This is a genomic window from Curtobacterium sp. MCPF17_031 (assembly GCF_003234035.1).
In the GTDB taxonomy this organism is placed as follows: domain Bacteria; phylum Actinomycetota; class Actinomycetes; order Actinomycetales; family Microbacteriaceae; genus Curtobacterium.
Map to the genome: position 1 here is coordinate 56,541 of NZ_QKSG01000002.1, position 16,357 is coordinate 72,897.

Annotated in this window: 13 protein-coding genes, 1 tRNA gene and 1 riboswitch; of the genes, 8 read left to right on the forward strand and 6 right to left on the reverse strand. The window is 70.0% G+C overall.

The window, feature by feature from the left end; genetic code table 11:
- The first annotated feature begins 493 nt into the window (after nucleotides 1-493).
- The 3 genes from orn (at nucleotide 494) to DEJ31_RS03335 (ending at nucleotide 1,787) form a co-directional block, all read left to right on the forward strand.
- Complete coding sequence (gene orn, locus DEJ31_RS03325; RefSeq protein ID WP_111045264.1) at nucleotides 494-1,168, forward strand: oligoribonuclease; 675 nt, start codon at nucleotides 494-496, stop codon at nucleotides 1,166-1,168.
- Between the two features lie 73 nt (nucleotides 1,169-1,241).
- Nucleotides 1,242-1,317, forward strand: a tRNA-His gene (locus tag DEJ31_RS03330).
- Nucleotides 1,318-1,442: 125 nt separating this feature from the next.
- Nucleotides 1,443-1,787, forward strand: a complete 345-nt coding sequence (locus DEJ31_RS03335; RefSeq protein WP_110905059.1) for a metallopeptidase family protein — start codon at nucleotides 1,443-1,445, stop codon at nucleotides 1,785-1,787.
- 8 nt (nucleotides 1,788-1,795) lie between these two features.
- Here DEJ31_RS03335 and DEJ31_RS03340 read toward each other — a convergent pair whose 3' ends face one another.
- From DEJ31_RS03340 to DEJ31_RS03365, 5 genes are all read right to left on the reverse strand, one after another.
- Nucleotides 1,796-2,404 carry an ATP-binding protein gene (locus DEJ31_RS03340; RefSeq protein ID WP_258366117.1) on the reverse strand — a complete coding sequence of 203 codons (609 nt, stop codon included), beginning with the start codon at nucleotides 2,402-2,404 and terminating at the stop codon, nucleotides 1,796-1,798.
- Nucleotides 2,397-3,116: an energy-coupling factor transporter transmembrane protein EcfT gene (locus DEJ31_RS03345; protein WP_258366118.1), complete on the reverse strand. Its 720-nt coding sequence runs from the start codon at nucleotides 3,114-3,116 to the stop codon at nucleotides 2,397-2,399. The genes DEJ31_RS03340 and DEJ31_RS03345 overlap by 8 nt, the downstream gene beginning before the upstream one ends.
- An 83-nt stretch (nucleotides 3,117-3,199) precedes the next feature.
- Nucleotides 3,200-5,152 carry an ATP-binding cassette domain-containing protein gene (locus DEJ31_RS17695; protein WP_309147269.1) on the reverse strand — a complete coding sequence of 651 codons (1,953 nt, stop codon included), beginning with the start codon at nucleotides 5,150-5,152 and terminating at the stop codon, nucleotides 3,200-3,202.
- Nucleotides 5,149-5,796 carry an ECF transporter S component gene (locus tag DEJ31_RS03360; protein WP_110905070.1) on the reverse strand — a complete coding sequence of 216 codons (648 nt, stop codon included), beginning with the start codon at nucleotides 5,794-5,796 and terminating at the stop codon, nucleotides 5,149-5,151. Before DEJ31_RS03360 ends, DEJ31_RS17695 begins: the two co-directional genes overlap by 4 nt.
- A riboswitch (TPP riboswitch) is annotated at nucleotides 5,791-5,901 on the reverse strand. (Overlaps the previous gene by 6 nt.)
- A 64-nt stretch (nucleotides 5,902-5,965) precedes the next feature.
- On the reverse strand, nucleotides 5,966-6,295 hold the full coding sequence (locus DEJ31_RS03365; protein ID WP_110905060.1) for a hypothetical protein: 330 nt from the start codon (nucleotides 6,293-6,295) through the stop codon (nucleotides 5,966-5,968).
- Nucleotides 6,296-6,508: 213 nt separating this feature from the next.
- Between DEJ31_RS03365 and glgX the strand changes: the two genes are divergently transcribed.
- Genes glgX through treZ form a run of 3 tightly spaced genes read left to right on the forward strand, consistent with a single transcriptional unit; the run spans nucleotide 6,509 to nucleotide 13,190 of the window.
- Complete coding sequence (glgX, locus tag DEJ31_RS03370) at nucleotides 6,509-8,914, forward strand: glycogen debranching protein GlgX (protein ID WP_258366119.1); 2,406 nt, start codon at nucleotides 6,509-6,511, stop codon at nucleotides 8,912-8,914.
- Nucleotides 8,911-11,439, forward strand: a complete 2,529-nt coding sequence (treY, locus tag DEJ31_RS03375) for a malto-oligosyltrehalose synthase (RefSeq protein WP_111045263.1) — start codon at nucleotides 8,911-8,913, stop codon at nucleotides 11,437-11,439. Before glgX ends, treY begins: the two co-directional genes overlap by 4 nt.
- A complete protein-coding gene (gene treZ, locus DEJ31_RS03380) occupies nucleotides 11,436-13,190 on the forward strand; it encodes a malto-oligosyltrehalose trehalohydrolase (RefSeq protein ID WP_110905062.1) in 1,755 nt (584 codons plus the stop codon). Before treY ends, treZ begins: the two co-directional genes overlap by 4 nt.
- Before the next feature lie 97 nt (nucleotides 13,191-13,287).
- Here treZ and DEJ31_RS03385 read toward each other — a convergent pair whose 3' ends face one another.
- Entirely contained in the window at nucleotides 13,288-14,292 is a 1,005-nt protein-coding gene (locus DEJ31_RS03385) for an aldo/keto reductase family protein (RefSeq protein WP_111045262.1), read from the reverse strand.
- Nucleotides 14,293-14,695: 403 nt separating this feature from the next.
- On the opposite strand from DEJ31_RS03385, the gene DEJ31_RS03390 reads away from it, so the two are divergent.
- Nucleotides 14,696-15,637 (forward strand): hypothetical protein, encoded by a 942-nt coding sequence (locus DEJ31_RS03390; protein WP_146243089.1) that lies wholly within the window; start codon nucleotides 14,696-14,698, stop codon nucleotides 15,635-15,637.
- A gap of 102 nt (nucleotides 15,638-15,739) precedes the next feature.
- A complete protein-coding gene (locus DEJ31_RS03395; protein WP_110903219.1) occupies nucleotides 15,740-16,300 on the forward strand; it encodes a YceI family protein in 561 nt (186 codons plus the stop codon).
- Nucleotides 16,301-16,357 lie beyond the last annotated feature (57 nt).

Here is a 16,357-nt window from a genome sequence, read left to right on the forward strand (position 1 = left end):
CCGCGCGTCGGTCCGGTGGGATTCCTCCCGTTCGCGGTCAGGTGACGAGCGAGACGGACCTCCTGCGGCACGCCGCGTGGCGATCGGAAGGGAGCTGCTGGCCGGCGAGCGGAAGGGAGGTGCTGGCCGGCGAGCGGGCGGAACACCACGGGCTCCAGCAGAAGATGACGGGGGAATCCGCCTGCTCAACCTCGCCGACCCGGACGGGAGGCCGGCAGCGGTCCCGCGAGCCGGTTGCGGGCCTCCCGTGGTGACACCACGGCCGCGAGCGGGCAGAAGACCAGTCGTGCCGGCGACACCACGCCGGCACTCCGCCCGCTCGCGCTCGCCCGCTCCCTCATCGGCATCCCGGCTCGCGGCTTCCCGCTCGCCCCCGGCTCGCTGCCCCGCCCGACCGCCCGCGCGTGCGTTCGTCCGACCACTCGCCGCCGGCTGCCGGACCTCCGGTCCGCAGGGAGCCCGGGGCGTCGGCGCACGGAAGTAGGATCGCGGTATGTCTGCCGCGAATGACCGCCTCGTCTGGATCGACTGTGAGATGACGGGCCTCGACGTCGAGGTCGACGAGCTCGTGGAGGTCGCTGTGGTCATCACGGACTTCGACCTCAACCCCGTGCACCCCGGGTTCGACATCGTCATCAAGCCGGACCAGTCGGCACTCGACAACATGAACGACTTCGTCACGAAGATGCACACGACGTCGGGCCTCATCGACGAGATCCCGAACGGTGTGTCCCTCGCGGACGCCGAGTACCAGGTCCTCGAGTACATCCTCGCCCACGTCCCGACCGAGGGGTCCGCTCCCCTGGCCGGCAACACGATCGGCACGGACCGTGCGTTCCTGGCGAAGTACATGCCGCGGATCGACAACCACCTGCACTACCGGAGCGTCGACGTCTCGAGCATCAAGGAACTCTGCCGTCGCTGGTTCCCGCGCGTGTACTACAACTCGCCAGAGAAGCACGGGGGGCACCGCGCCCTCGCCGACATCCTCGAGTCGATCCGTGAGCTCGAGTACTACCGCCGCGCCGGCTTCACCCCGGAGCCGGGCCCGGCGAGCGACGACGTGAAGGCCGTCGCGGCCGAGGTCGTGGCGAAGTGGGAGTCGCGCCTGGCCCCGCAGTCCAGCGCCGAACCGCAGCCGGAGCCGACCCCGCAGGCCGGCGAGTAGCGACGGTGGTCCGGGCAGGCGTCCGGATGTACTACAATCGAGTGGTTGCTCCGGCTCGCCGGATTGACTCATGGTGGGTATAGCTCAGCTGGTAGAGCGCCTGGTTGTGGTCCAGGAGGTCGCGGGTTCAAGCCCCGTTACTCACCCCAGTTCCGCGAAGGCCCCCGTCCGCAGGACGGGGGCCTTCGTCGTGCGGACGTCGTGTGGAGGGTCGTGCCGGCGTGTCCACGCCGACCAGGACACGTCCGGGCAGCTGTGCCACGATCCTCCCGTGATGGAGATGTCGACCGAGGCCTTCGAACAGCTCGTGACCGACGAGCTCGACCTCCTGCCCGACGACATGGTCGACGGGCTCGACAATGTCGTCTTCGTGGTCGAGGACGAGCCCGAAGACGGCTCCGACCTGTTCGGCGTCTACGACGGCGTCGCCCAGACCGAGCGCGGCCAGTACGGCTTCGGGGAGCTCCCGGACCGGATCGTCGTGTTCCGCAAGCAACACCTGCTCGAGTGCGACACCCTGGAGGACCTCAAAGACGAGGTGCACACCACGCTCGTGCACGAGATCGGTCACTTCTACGGCATCGACGACGAACGGCTGCACGAACTCGGCTGGGCGTAGCACCGTCCCTACGACCGGAGCACCTCGTCGGCGAGGGTCTGCGGCATCTCGGCAGCGATGAACGCCTCCTCCTGCCGGGCCCACCGTTCCCACTGCCGCGCGAACGTCTCGCCGTCCCGGTCGAGTGCGCGGCGACGACGCTCGCCCTCCTCCGCGGTCAACCACACTCGGAAGGTCGCCAGCGGTGCCGACGCGCGGGACAACGCCCCGCACCCTTCGATGACGATCGGCGCGGCGGGGTCCACCGGAACCCAGTCCGCAGGCGCAGAAGTCGCCCAGTCCCACCGCCGGTACCCGGAGGGGGCCCCGAGCACGTCCCGAACGACGCTGTCGGCAGCAGCCTGGAGGCCGTCCCACCCCGGGTAGACATCGTCCAGATGGACGATGGTCGCGTCGAGTTCCGCCGCGAGAGCGTTCCCGAGCGTCGTCTTGCCGGTCCCCGAGCGTCCGTCCACGAGGACCACGAGACGGTCGTTCCGAGCCGTCCGGGAGGGGGCGTTCCGTGCCGTCCGGAAGGCCGACCGCGCGCGGGAAGCGAGCGCCCCCGTCGAGGCGATCCGGGCCTCCAGGCCGTCGGCGTCCGCTCCCGACGCAGCCGGTGCGTCGACGTCAGGCACGCCAGGTGCCCGCGAGGAGGGCAGCGACGACCGCGAACGCGCCGATGCCGACCAGGACCGCCACCATCGCCCACTCGGGACCGGCGAACCGGACTGGACGTGCCCAGGTGCGTCTGCCGGGCGCACCGAATCCGCGGGACTCCATGGCCACCGCGAGCGTTGTCGCTCGACGCAACGCGACCACGAGCAACCCGAATGCCATCGACAGGCCGCGACGCATGCGACCACTGTCCGCGACACCCCGGGCGCGCCGTGCCATCGCGAGCTGCCGCCAGTCGTCGCCGAGCAGGGTCATCATGCGGACAGCGGCCAGGGCACCGAGGACGAACCGAGCCGGAAGGTGGAGGATCTGCGCGAGCCCGTCCGCCAGGTCCGTGACGTCCGTCCTGATGAACAGGACGATGCCCGGCACGCCGACGGCGAGGACACGCAACATCGTCGCGAGCGCCAGCTGCAACGACCCGTCGGTGACGTGCGCGAAGGCCAAGTCGAACCAGACACGCCCGGACGGCTGCCCGTACAGGGCGATGCTCACGCCGGTCAACGGGACAGCGACCAGGACCGGGGACGTGCGCAGGAGGAGGGTGCGGACGGGGATGCGGAGCAACGGCAGGAGCGCGAGTTCGAGCAGCAGCGCGACCGTCGCGGACACCAGGTCGAGGCTGAGGACCAGCACGACACCCAGTGCGATCACCCCGAGCAGCAATGCCACCGGTTGCACGGAGGCAACACCACGCCCGGGACGGACGGGAGGCTCGGCACCGGTCCGACCACTCAGTGCGGTCGACGGGGCGGTCACCGTGGTTCCCCCGTGGAAGTGACGACCGGCGCTGCCGGGATCAGGCCGTCCGCGTGGAGGACGACCTCGTCAGCGTCGAGCGCTCGGACGAGATCTCGATCGTGTGTCACCACGACGACGGCGGTCCCGGCATCGGCGAGGGCGCCGAGCTGCTCGACCACGGCACTCCAGGTGGCTCGGTCCTGGCCGGAGGTCGGTTCGTCGAGCACGAGGACCGGCGGGCGTGTCGCGATCACCGCTGCGATCGCGAGCCGCCGTTGCTCACCGCCGGAGAGCGTGAAGGGGTTCGCGTCGCCCAGGTGGTCGAGCCGGAACCTGTCGAGCAGTTCAATGACCCGCTCGTCGATCGCGGCAGCGGGCATCCCGAGCGCGGCCGGGCCGGCGACGAGTTCCTCGCGGACGGAGCGCGCGATGAACTGGTGTTCCGGGTCCTGGAAGACGGTACCGATCCGGGCGGCGAGCTCGCGGCTGGACCAGGAGTACGGAGCCGTTCCGGTCGGGGCGGTTCCGGTCGGCGCCGGGCTCGCTGTTCCGACCAGGACCGGGGTGGCCTCCAGCGTTCCGGCAGCGGGGCGGAGGAGCCCCGCGAGAGTGAGCCCGAGGGTGCTCTTGCCGACGCCGTTCGCCCCGGTGACAGCGAGCACCCGTCCGCTCCGGACCTCGAGGTCGATGTCGTGACCAACGTGGAGCGCCTGGTCGAAGCCGCGCCTGCGTCGTCTGCTGCTCCGGCTCGCGCTCCGACTGGTCGCCAGGCCGCGCGCGCGGAGCAGTGCGGTCCCGCCCGTCGTGGGGTGGGCCTCCTGTCCGGCCGCTCCCGCGCCGAGCGGGCGGAACACCACGGTCTCGGGGACTGCGTCCCCTGGCATTCCGCCCGCTCGCGCGGGACGTGGGGCTTCCGGCTCCCCCACGGCGCCGAGCGGGCGAGATCCCCCGGCGTCCGCGTCGCCCGACCCTGGCATTCCGCCCGCTCGCGCTAGCCGTGCGGCTTCCGGCCCGCCCGCGCCGCCGAGCGGGCGAGATCCCCCGGTGTCCGCATCGCCGGACCCTGGCATTCCGCGCGCTCGCGTAGCGCGGCGGAGGGCGACTCCGCGCGACGCTCCACCGGAGGACGCACCGCCACGGGGTGCACTCCGCGCCGAACCGACTGCGGGTTCGCTCCCCGGGATCCACACCCCGCCGCGCTCGAGCGCGTCCCCGTGGGCAGCGAGCACGACGTCGGGGGGGCCGTCGGCGGCGACTCCGCCCCCCGGCTCGAGCAACACGAGCCGGTCGACCAGGTCGAGCCACGTGCCGATGCGGTGCTCGACCACGAGCATCGTCGCTCCGGTGTCGTCGAGGAGCGCCCGGACAGCGTCGTGCACCTGGCCGACGCCCGCGGGGTCGAGGTTGGCGCTGGGTTCGTCGAGCACGAGGGCGCCCGGACGCATCGCGAGCACCCCGGCGAGCGCGAGCCGCTGCCGTTGCCCACCGGAGAGCTGCGTGGTGGACCGGCCGAGCGGGAGGTCGAGCCCGACGATGTCGAGCGCGTGCTGCACCCGCGGCCAGATCTCGTGGCGTGGGACGCCGAGGTTCTCGCAGCCGAACGCGACGTCGTCGCCGACCCGCGACATCACCGTGTGCGCTTCGGGGTCCTGCATGACGAGGCCGACGCGTCCTCGGACGGTCCGCGGGTCGGCACCGTCGATCAGGACGACACCCTCGACCGAGGCCGCGGTGTCGTCGCCGTCGTCGGGGTCGTCGGCGAGGACACCGGCCGCAGCACGGAGGAGTGTCGACTTGCCGGCGCCGGACGGACCGACGACGGCGACGCGCTCGCCCGGGAGGATGTCGAGGTCGACGTTCCGGACGGCCCAGGTCTGCCGCTCGGGGTACCGCCATCCCCAGCCCTGGAACACGAGGTGCGCCGGACGGGCCACCGACGACGCGCCGGATCCCGCGTCGGTCGTCACGCTGCGGAGGATCGTGGCCGGCGCCCGTGCTCCCGTCCGGCCGCGAAGGAGGAGAGCACCCCGGTCCGGGCGAGTGCGCGGACGAGCAGCCAGGACCCGATGCCCGCGATCACCACGCCGGAGATGATCGCGCAGATCACGTACGTCACCTGGAACGAGGCGGTCGCTCCCGCGTAGTACCGGAACGCGTCGTTCAGGCCGAGCGCGAGACCGGTCGCGGCTCCGGCGAGCATGACCACGGGCAGCTTCCACACCCGGTAGAGGAACAGCGCGAGGACGATCTCGGCGCCGACGCCCTGGACCAACCCGGAGAGCAGTGTCCCCCAGCCCCACTGCGTGCCGAGCATGGCCTCGACCGATGCGGCGACGATCTCGCCGAAGAGCGCTGCACCCGGCTTGCGGACGACGATGGCGACGAGCGGTCCGGCGAGCAGCCAGACGCCGCCGACCAGTGCCTGCGAACCCGGGAGGACCAGGCCGAGACCCGCGCCGATCGGCTCGTAGGCGAAGTCCCAGAGCTTGAAGACGACGCCGACCGCGACCGCGAGGACCGCGGCGACGACGATGTCGACGACACGCCAGCGGAGCGAGCGCTTCGAGACGGGGCGTTCGATGGACGTTTCGGTAGGTGCGCCAGTGGACATCGCGATGACTCCTCCCTGCGCCGGCATGATCCGGATCAGGTTCGACGGTCGGAGCGCGGTTCGCTCCCTCTCAGCCCGCTCTGGCGGACTCCCGTGTGTGTCCCAGCAGTGTACCCATCGGACAGGAGGCCCGTGGTCCGTCACCACGAGCCTCCTGTCCGTCAGGTGGTCACTTCTTGAGCGCGCGGATGAGCTTGACGAGCACCTTGCCGGCGACCCAGATCACCGGGATGCTGATCGTGAGGAGCGAGATGACGTTCGGCTCGAAGGCGAGGTCCTGTCCGGGACGACGGACGTAGGCGCCGACGGGGAGCGAAACGGCACCGCCGCCGCCACCACCGGCCCCGTCTTCGTCGGCGTCCGAGCCGCCGCCGAAGCCGTACCAGTTGACGGAGACGGGGATCAGGGTGCTGTCCCCGACGTCCACCGGGTCGCCGTAGTTGGAGGCGACGCCGACGGGCCGCACCTTGTCTGCGATCTGCGTGACGATGTTGGTCATGGCGGCGACGCTACTCCGCGCGCACTGGCTGGCGGACGGGCCGTGACGAACTGTGGAGGAGTTCGACTCGACGTCCGTCCTGTGCAGGACTGAGCAGGCCTGTCCGACCAACGCTTGTGGAGGGCCGCAACGCTCCACAGTGCGCGTCTCGGGCCCGGACATCACAGGGGCCCGCCGATACGTTGGCCCAGTTCATCTCTTCTGGAGGCACGTTTGCACACCTGGCCCGGCAACCCCTACCCGCTCGGCGCGACCTACGACGGCAGCGGCACGAACTTCGCTGTGTTCAGCGAGGTCGCCGAAGGGGTCGAGCTCTGCCTGTTCGATGCCGACGGGACCGAAGAACGGGTCCGACTCGTCGAGGTCGACGCCCACGTGTGGCACGCCTACCTGCCCACCGTCGGCCCGGGCCAGGAGTACGGCTTCCGCGTCCACGCCCCGTACGACCCGACGAACGGCGTCCGCTCGAACCCGGCGAAGCTCCTCCTCGACCCGTACGCGAAGGCGACGAGCGGCGACATCGACTGGGACCAGTCCCTCTTCTCGTACACGTTCGGCGACCCGGACTCGACGAACGACGAAGACTCGGCTTCCCACATGGTCAAGGGCGTGGTCATCAACCCGTTCTTCGACTGGCAGGGCGACCGCGCACCCCGCATCCCGTACGGCGAGACCGTCATCTACGAGGCGCACGTCAAGGGCCTCACCGAGACGCACCCCGACGTACCCGAAGAGCAGCGCGGTACCTACGCTGGCGTCTCACACCCGGCCGTCATCGAGCACCTCAAGCGCTTGGGCGTGACGACGCTCGAGCTCATGCCGGTGCACCAGTTCGTGAACGACTCGACGCTGCAGGACAAGGGGCTGTCGAACTACTGGGGCTACAACACCATCGGGTTCTTCGCGCCGCACTCGCACTACTCGTCCTCGGGCGACGGCGGGCAGCAGGTGCAGGAGTTCAAGACGATGGTGCGCGAACTGCACCGTGCCGGTATAGAGGTCGTCATCGACGTCGTCTACAACCACACCGCCGAGGGCAACCACCTCGGCCCGACGCTGTCCTTCCGCGGTCTCGACAACGCGGCGTACTACCGCCTGATGGACGACGACAAGCGGTACTACATGGACGTGACGGGCACCGGCAACTCGCTCAACGTCGGGCACCCGCACTCGCTGCAGCTGATCATGGACTCCCTCCGCTACTGGGTGACCGAGATGCACGTCGACGGCTTCCGCTTCGACCTCGCCGCAGCCCTGGCCCGGGAGTTCTACGAGGTCGACCGGCTCTCCGCCTTCTTCGAACTGGTGCAGCAGGACCCGATCGTGTCGCAGGTGAAGCTCATCGCCGAGCCGTGGGACGTCGGCCCCGGCGGCTACCAGGTGGGCAACTTCCCGCCGCAGTGGTCGGAGTGGAACGGCAAGTACCGCGACACCGTGCGCGACTTCTGGCGGGGCGAGCCGTCCACCCTCGGCGAGTTCGCATCGCGCATCTCGGGATCCGCCGACCTGTACGAGCACGACGGCCGCACGCCCAAGGCGAGCATCAACTTCATCACCGCCCACGACGGCTTCACGCTGTACGACCTGGTGGCCTACAACGAGAAGCACAACGACGCCAACGGTGAGGACAACAACGACGGCGAGAGCCACAACCGCTCGTGGAACTCCGGCATCGAAGGCCCCACGGACGACCCGGAGGTCACCGCACTCCGACTGCAGCGCCGCCGCAACTTCATCGCCACGCTCCTGCTGAGTCAGGGTGTGCCGATGATCGCCCATGGCGACGAACTCGGCCGCACGCAGCAGGGCAACAACAACGTCTACGCGCAGGACTCCGAACTGAGCTGGATCGACTGGGCGACCGCCGACGACGAGCTCATCCAGTTCACCGCTGACGTCGTGAAGCTCCGGCACGACCACCCGACCTTCCGACGGACCCGGTACTTCAACGGTCGACCGGTGCGCCGTGGTGAGGGCGAACCGTTGCCCGACGTGGTCTGGCTGACCCCGGCCGGCGACGCCATGCAGCCCGAAGAGTGGGACTCCGGCTTCGGCAAGAGCGTCGGGATGTACCTGAACGGCGAGGGCATCCGCGGACGTGACGCCCGCGGGGAGCGCATCACCGACGTGGCCTTCCTGACGTACTTCAACGCGCACGACGGTGTCGTGACCTTCACGCTCCCCCCGGAGGAGTACTCGCCCGGGTGGACCGTCCGCATCGACACCGCTGAACCCGGAGCGCGGGACGAGGTCCTCGAAGCCGGGGACGCGCTCGACGTCCCCGCCCGCTCGATGATCGTCCTCCGTGCCGAGCCCGAGCACGAGATCCAGCGCACCCCGGTCGACACGGCGCACGAGGACGAGCCGGAGCACCCAGCAGCCACCCCGACGAACCCGGCCGGATCGGCCGCGCCGAGCGCGGTCGGGACGACCGGATCCGGGGCCGACACGGCGCCGGACGCGACGGCGCCGACGTCCGTGTCCGCCCGCCCCGACATCGATGACACCGCAGCTGCGCCCAGCGACGCCCCGGCTCCCGGGGCCCTCTCGCCCGACGGCGACGCACCCGCCGTCCCCCGTACCCAGACCGATCACGACACCATTGGGGACACCGAATGACCCGCCGAAACCCGACCTCCACATACCGTCTCCAGGTCACCGCCGAGTTCGACCTGAGGGCCGCGCAGGACGTCGTCGACTACGTCCGCGACCTCGGTGCCGACTGGCTCTACCTCTCCCCCGTGCTGCAGGCGGAGCCCGGCTCCGGTCACGGGTACGACGTCGTCGACCACACGCACGTCGACACCGAGCGTGGCGGCGACGACGCGCTCCGCGCCCTCGCCGAGGCAGCACACGCCGCGGGACTCGGCGTCCTCGTCGACGTCGTCCCGAACCACGTCGGCGTCGCGACCCCGGCCGTGAACCCGTGGTGGTGGTCGCTCCTCGAGCACGGCCAGGAGTCCCCCGTGGCCTGGGCGTTCGACATCGACTGGGCCGCCGGCTCGGGACGGATCCGCATCCCCGTGCTCGACGACCGGTTGCTCGATGCAGTCACCCTCGACGCCGGGAGCCCGGACGGCAAGGCCCCGCGGCTGCTCGTCGGTGAGACCGAGTACCCGACGGCTCCCGGCACCGTGCACGACGGTGACGACGTCGAGACCGTGCACGCCCGACAGCACTACGAGTTCGTCCACTGGAAGCGCGCCGACTCCGAGCTGAACTACAGACGGTTCTTCGCGGTCAACACGCTCGCCGCGATCCGTGTGGAGGAGCCCGAGGTGTTCGCCGCTTCGCATGGGGTCATCGGCTCCTGGTTCCGCGACGGCCTGGTCGACGGTCTGCGCATCGACCACCCGGACGGCCTCTACGACCCGGCGGGGTACCTCGACGACCTCGCCGACCTGACGGGCGGTGCGTACACGCTGGTGGAGAAGATCCTCGAGCCGGGCGAACTGCTGCCCTCGTCCTGGCCGGTGGACGGGACGACCGGCTACGACGCCCTCGGGTTCATCGACCGGGTGTTCGTCGACCCCGCCGGCGAAGCGCCCCTCACGGCGCTCGAGGACCGGTTGCGCGGCGAGCACGTGTCGTGGCAGGACCTGACGCACCGGACCCGTCGTGGGATCGCCGACGGCATCCTGAACAGTGAGGTCCGACGCTTGGCACGCCTCCTGGTCGTCGACCCGGCCGTGCAGGGCGATGCCACCTCCGTGTCCGCCTCTGGATCCGTCTCCGAGGACCGGATCGTCGATGCTGTCGCAGAGATCGTGGCGAGCTTCGAGGTCTACCGCACCTACCTGCCGGAGGGCATCCACCACTTGATCGAGGCACTCGAGGTCGCGGCGGAAGCCCGCCCCGACCTGGCCGACGTCATCGACCGCATCGCACCGGCACTGTGCGATGCGGACAACGCCGCCGCGATCCGCCTCCAACAGACCAGCGGCATGGTGATGGCCAAGGGCGTCGAGGACACCGCGTTCTACCGGACCTCGCGCCTGTCGTCCCTGAGCGAGGTCGGCGGCGACCCGAGCGTGTTCTCGGTCACCCTCGACGAGTTCCACGCCGCACAGCGCGAACGTCTCGCCAGCTGGCCGCATGCCATGACGACCCTGACGACGCACGACACGAAGCGCAGCGAGGACACCCGTGCTCGCATCGCTGTCCTCGCTGAACTCGGCGAGGAGTGGACGGCGACGTTCGACCGTCTCAACGCGCTCGCTCCGCTCGAGGACGGGGTGTTCGCCAACCTGCTCTGGCAGGCGATCGTCGGGGCCCGCCCGGCCTCACGCGAGCGTCTGCACGCCTACGCCGAGAAGGCGTCGCGAGAGGCCGGCAACAGCACGACGTGGACCGAGCCGAACGAGTCGTTCGAGCAGCAGATGCACGCGATCGTCGACGCCGCCTTCGACGACCCCGCGGTGGTCGCCGAGCTCGACGCGATCGACGAGCGGATCGACGCCGCCGGCTGGTCCAACGGTCTCGGGGCGAAGATCCTGCAGCTCACGGCGCCCGGCGTCCCGGACGTCTACCAGGGCACCGAGGCCTGGGACCGCTCGCTCGTCGACCCGGACAACCGTCGGCCCGTGGACTACGCCGAACGGCGGCACGTCCTCGCCTCGCTCGACGGTGCCGACGACGACGGCCCCGACGCGTTGCCCGGCATCGACCTGGGCGCCGCCGCGAAGACCCTCGTCACGAGCCGCGCACTCCGCGTCCGTCGCGACCACCCGGAGCTGTTCACCCGGTACGTCCCGCTCGACGCCACCGGCCCCGCAGCGGACCACGTGGTCGCCTTCGACCGCGGCGGGGTCGTGACGGTGGCCACGAGACTGCCCCTGGGCCTCCAGACCGTCGGCGGATGGGCGGACACGCTCCTGCACGTCGTGCCGGTGGAGCGCGTGGACCTGCTGACCGGGAGGCATTTCCCGGCTGACCGGGACCTCCTGCTCGACGAGATCCTCACCGACTTCCCCGTCGCACTGCTGGTGCCCGCGGACGTCGTCGACGGCGGTGGTCATGACGCCACGGACACGAGCACGTCCGACAGCACGAACCCCACCGCCGCGAACACCACCACCAGCAGCACCGAAGACAACGAGACCGACGCGCAGGCCGAGGTCGAGATCCTGGAGGGTCACGCATGACCAGTCCCGACCGCTACGGCGTCTGGGCCCCCGAGCCCGAGAACGTCCGCCTCGTCGTCGACGGCACCGAGTTCCCGCTCACCCGCGGGGACGACGGCTGGTGGACGACCGACGAGGTCCTCCCCGTCGTCGGAGCCCGGTACGGCTTCCGCATCGACGAGGATGAGTCCGTCCGGCCCGATCCGCGCAGCCGCTTCCAGCCCGAGGGCGTCCACGGGCCGTCCGAGGTCGTCGACCCGGCACGCTTCGCTTGGACGGACGACGCCTGGACCGGTCGACCGGTGCGGGGCGGTGTCATCTACGAGATGCACGTCGGCACTTACACGCCAGAGGGCACCCTCGACGCCGCTGCCGCCAAGCTCGAGCACCTGGTCGAGCTCGGGGTCGAGTTCGTCGAGCTGCTGCCCGTGAACGGCGTCAACGGTGAGTGGAACTGGGGTTACGACGGGGTCGCGTGGTACGCCGTGCACGCTCCCTACGGCGGCCCGGATGCCTACGACCGCTTCGTCGACCGCGCCCACGCCCTCGGTCTCGGCGTCATCCAGGACGTCGTCTACAACCACCTCGGTCCGAGCGGGAACTACCTGCCGCTCTACGGCCCGTACCTCGTGCAGGGGCTGGCCAACACCTGGGGCGACTCCGTCAACGTCGAAGAGCCCGAGGTCCGCCGGTACGTCCTGGACAACGTCCGGATGTGGTTCCGCGACCACCACGTCGACGGTCTGCGACTCGACGCCGTGCACGCGATCCGTGACACGACGCGACCGCACATCCTCGCCGAGATGGCCAGCGAGACCGACGCGTTCTCGGCGTTCACCAGCAAGCCGCTGTCACTCATCGCGGAATCGGACCTCAACGACCCGATCATGTTCCGCCCGCGCGAAGCCTCCGGCTACGGGCTCGCCGGCCAGTGGTCGGACGACTTCCACCACGCCGTGCACGTCGCCGTCACCGGGGAGACGAACGGCTACTACGCCGACTTCGCCCCGCTGACCGCCCTGGCGAAGGTGCTCGACCAGGGTTTCTTCCACGACGGAACCTGGTCGTCCTTCCGCGGCAAGCGTCACGGTCGGCCGATCGACCGCGGCACGTCGCCGACGACCGCCCTCGTCGTGGCGAACCAGAACCACGACCAGATCGGCAACCGCGCCGCCGGTGACCGTCTCGCCGCAACCGTGTCGGACGAAGGTCTCGTCATCGCCGCAGCGCTCACGCTGCTCGGCCCGTTCACCCCGATGCTCTTCATGGGTGAGGAGTTCGCCGCCACGACCCCGTGGCAGTTCTTCACCTCGCACCCGGAGCCGGAACTCGGCAAGGTCACCGCCGAGGGCCGGATCAAGGAGTTCGCCGAGCACGGTTGGGACGAGTCCACGGTCCCCGACCCGCAGGACCCGACGACGTTCACCAACTCCAAGCTCGACTGGTCTGACGTCGAGTCCGAGCGTGGAGCACGAATCCTCAACGCCTACCGGGTGCTCGTCGCCCTCCGGCGCACCGACGAGGCGTTCGTCGACCACCGCTACGAGGCGAACGCCGTCCGCTTCAGCGAGGACGAGCGATGGCTCGTGCTGACCCGCGGGCTGCTCGGCCCGACGGCAGCACCGGTCCACGTCGTCGTCAACCTGTCCGACGACCCTGCGGAGGTTCCGCTCGTCGGTGCCACCGGCGAGGTGCTGTTCAGCTTCGGCGACGCCGACTTCGACACCGACGGCGTCCGTTTCACGGGCCGAGGGCTCGTGGTGGTGCGCTGACCAGTTCAGCCGGCTGACCCAGCTCAGCCCCGTGACGGACGGGAGGCCCGGTACCAGCTGGTACCGGGCCTCCCGTTCGTCACGCGGCGCGTTCCGCTCAGGCGGGACGCTGCGTCGGAGAGACGTTCTTCGAGGCGTCGCGCTCCGGGATGTCCCCGAGGGCCTCGTCGATGCGCGCCATCGTGTCGGCGTCGAGCTTCACGCCTGCTGCCTTCACGTTGTCCTCGACCTGTGACGGACGCGAGGCACCGACGATCGCCGAGGCGACGTTCTCGTTCTGCAGGGTCCAGGCGACGGCGAGCTGGGCAAGGGTGAGCCCGGCCTCGTCAGCGACCGGCTGGAGACGCTGGACGGCCTCGAGGACCTCGTCGCGCATGTACCGCTTGATCATGTCCGCGCCGCCCTTCTCGTCCGTGGCGCGGGAGCCCTGCGGCAGCGGCTGGCCCGGCTTGTACTTGCCGGTGAGGACGCCCTGCGCGATCGGCGAGAACACGATCTGCGACAGACCGAGCTGCTTTGACGCGGGGACGACCTCGCCCTCGATGACGCGCCACAGCATCGAGTACTGCGGCTGGTTCGAGATGAGCTGGAAGCCGAGTTCCTTCGCGAGGGCAGCACCGGCACGGATCTGCTCGGCGGACCACTCGCTGACGCCGATGTACAGCGCCTTGCCCTGACGCACCACGTCCGCGAAGGCCTGCATGGTCTCTTCGAGCGGGGTCTCGTAGTCGTAGCGGTGGGCCTGGTACAGGTCGACGTAATCGGTCTGCAGACGCTCGAGCGAGCCGTTGATGGACTCCATGATGTGCTTGCGGCTGAGGCCGACGTCGTTGTGCCCCATCGGGCCGGTCGGCCAGTAGACCTTCGTGAAGACCTCGAGGGACTGACGACGCTCACCCTTGAGTGCTTCGCCGAGAACGGTCTCTGCTGCCGTGTTGGCGTAGGTGTCCGCGGTGTCGAACGTGGTGATGCCAGCGTCGAGCGCTGCCCGCACGCACTGTGTGGCGACGTCGTTCTCGACCTGCGAGCCGTGCGTCAGCCAGTTGCCGTAGGTGATCTCGGAGATCTTGAGTCCGGAGTTGCCCAGGTACCTGAATTCCATGGGTCCGACGCTACTGGAGTGAGCGCGCACGCGGGAGGCCGTGGCAGTACCTGTGTGCAGTCGGCTCCTCCGCTCCTCCGTTCCTCCGTTTGTCCCTCGGTCGCGCGCTGACCCGGCGCCAGCACGAGCGGGTGGCGCGAGCGAGCGGCGCGAGCGGGCGGCGCGAGCGAGCGAAATGTCAGGCCCCCGGTGGCGCCCTCCCCGCGAGCGGGCGACATGCCAGGCCCCCGTGCCCCCCCCCCCACGATCGGGCAGAACGCCGGGGCAGCCCATGCCGCACAACCGTGGTTCCGCCCGCTCGCGAGCTGCGTCCCGTCCTGCACATCCGGCCGACGGCCGGTCCTGTCCACACTGGAGCCTCGGTCTGGCCCCGGCGCTCCGGTGCGGCTCGCACCATGGACCCATGTCTCCGAGGACCCCGCTCCCCCCGGCCCTGCGTCAGACGCCGTTCCGAGTGCGTCGCGCGCTCCACATGGGCGTTCCACGCGGGCGGCTCGATGCCCGCGACCTGCGACGTCCGTTCCACGGCGTGCGATGTGCCGAGCAACCGCACACGCCGGACGCCTTCGCGCGGGCACTCGCTCCTCGGCTGCGCCATGACCAGGTCTTCAGCCACACGACCGCCGCGATGCTCCTCGGCGTGCCGTTGCCCCGCCGGATCGAACGTGATCCGCGGTTGCACGTCACCACGATCGGGACGGACCAGGCGCTGCGCGTCCGTGGGTCGGTGGGGCACCGGGCCAAGGCGGGTTCGGTCCGAGTCGTCCAGACCAGGGGTGTCGCGCTGACGCATCCGGCCGACACCTTCACCGCGCTCGCCTCGTTCCTGTCGCTGGACGAACTCATCGTGGCTGGGGACGCCTTGGTGGGATGGCTCGGTTGGTCGACGCTCCCCGAACTGGCCGCGGCCGTGCGTCGGCGGCGAGGCGGTCGCGGCGTCGTGAAGCTCCGGGCAGCCCTCGCCGAGATCCGGGCTGGATCACGGTCGCCTGGGGAGACGCGGATGCGGCTCCTCCTGACCCGCGCAGGTCTCCCGGAACCCGTCCTCAACCACGACGTGGTGGTGGACGGACGGTGGGTCGCCTGCGTCGACCTCGCATACCCCGATGCTCGTGTCGCGATCGAGTACGAGAGCGACCTCCATCGGACCGACCCGGCGACGTTCCGGAAGGACCTGACCAGGGGTGAACTGCTGAAGGACGACGATTGGTGGTTGGTGCGGGCGACCGCGGATGACGTCGGTCCGTCCGCCGACCGTTTCGTCGCGCGGATGCGTCGTCTCCTCATCGCCGGCCGAACGGGCCGGCACCGCCCGAAGAACAACACCTCGGTGAACAATGGTTGACGCTTCAACCAAAGCGGTGCAGAATGGGCTACCATCAGGTTCGATGCAGGTGCATGAAATCTCGCGCCCGCCCATGACTCATCGCTCGAAGAAGGACACACCATGGCTCTCAACGCCTCCGCCATCCCCGGTTACGTCACCGGCACTTGGAAGCTCGACCCGACCCACTCCGAGGTCAGCTTCTCCGTCCGTCACCTCGCGATCAGCAAGGTCAAGGGCAAGTTCGAGAAGTTCGACGCGACCCTCGTGACCGCCGAGAACCCCCTCGACACGACCCTCGAGGCCTCGATCGACGTCTCGAGCATCAACACCAACCAGGCGCAGCGTGACCAGCACCTCGCGACCGGTGACTTCTTCCTGACCGAGGAGCACCCGCACATGACGTTCCGCTCAACGGGTATCCGCGAGGACGGCGACGACATGCTCATCGACGGCGAACTCTCGCTCCGTGGCGTCACCAAGCCCGTCACGCTGAAGACCGAGTTCGGCGGCGTCATCACCGACGGCTACGGTCAGGTCAAGCTCGGTGCCGAGGCGACGACGAAGATCGACCGCACCGAGTTCGGCGTGAACTGGAACGCAGCCCTCGAGGCCGGCGGCTTCACGCTCGGCAACGACGTCACGATCAACCTCGACGTCCAGTTCGTCCTCCAGGCGGCCTGACCTCTCCGCCCTCTCGAAGCCCCGGCGCCCTCGGCGTCGGGGCTTCGTGCTGTCCGG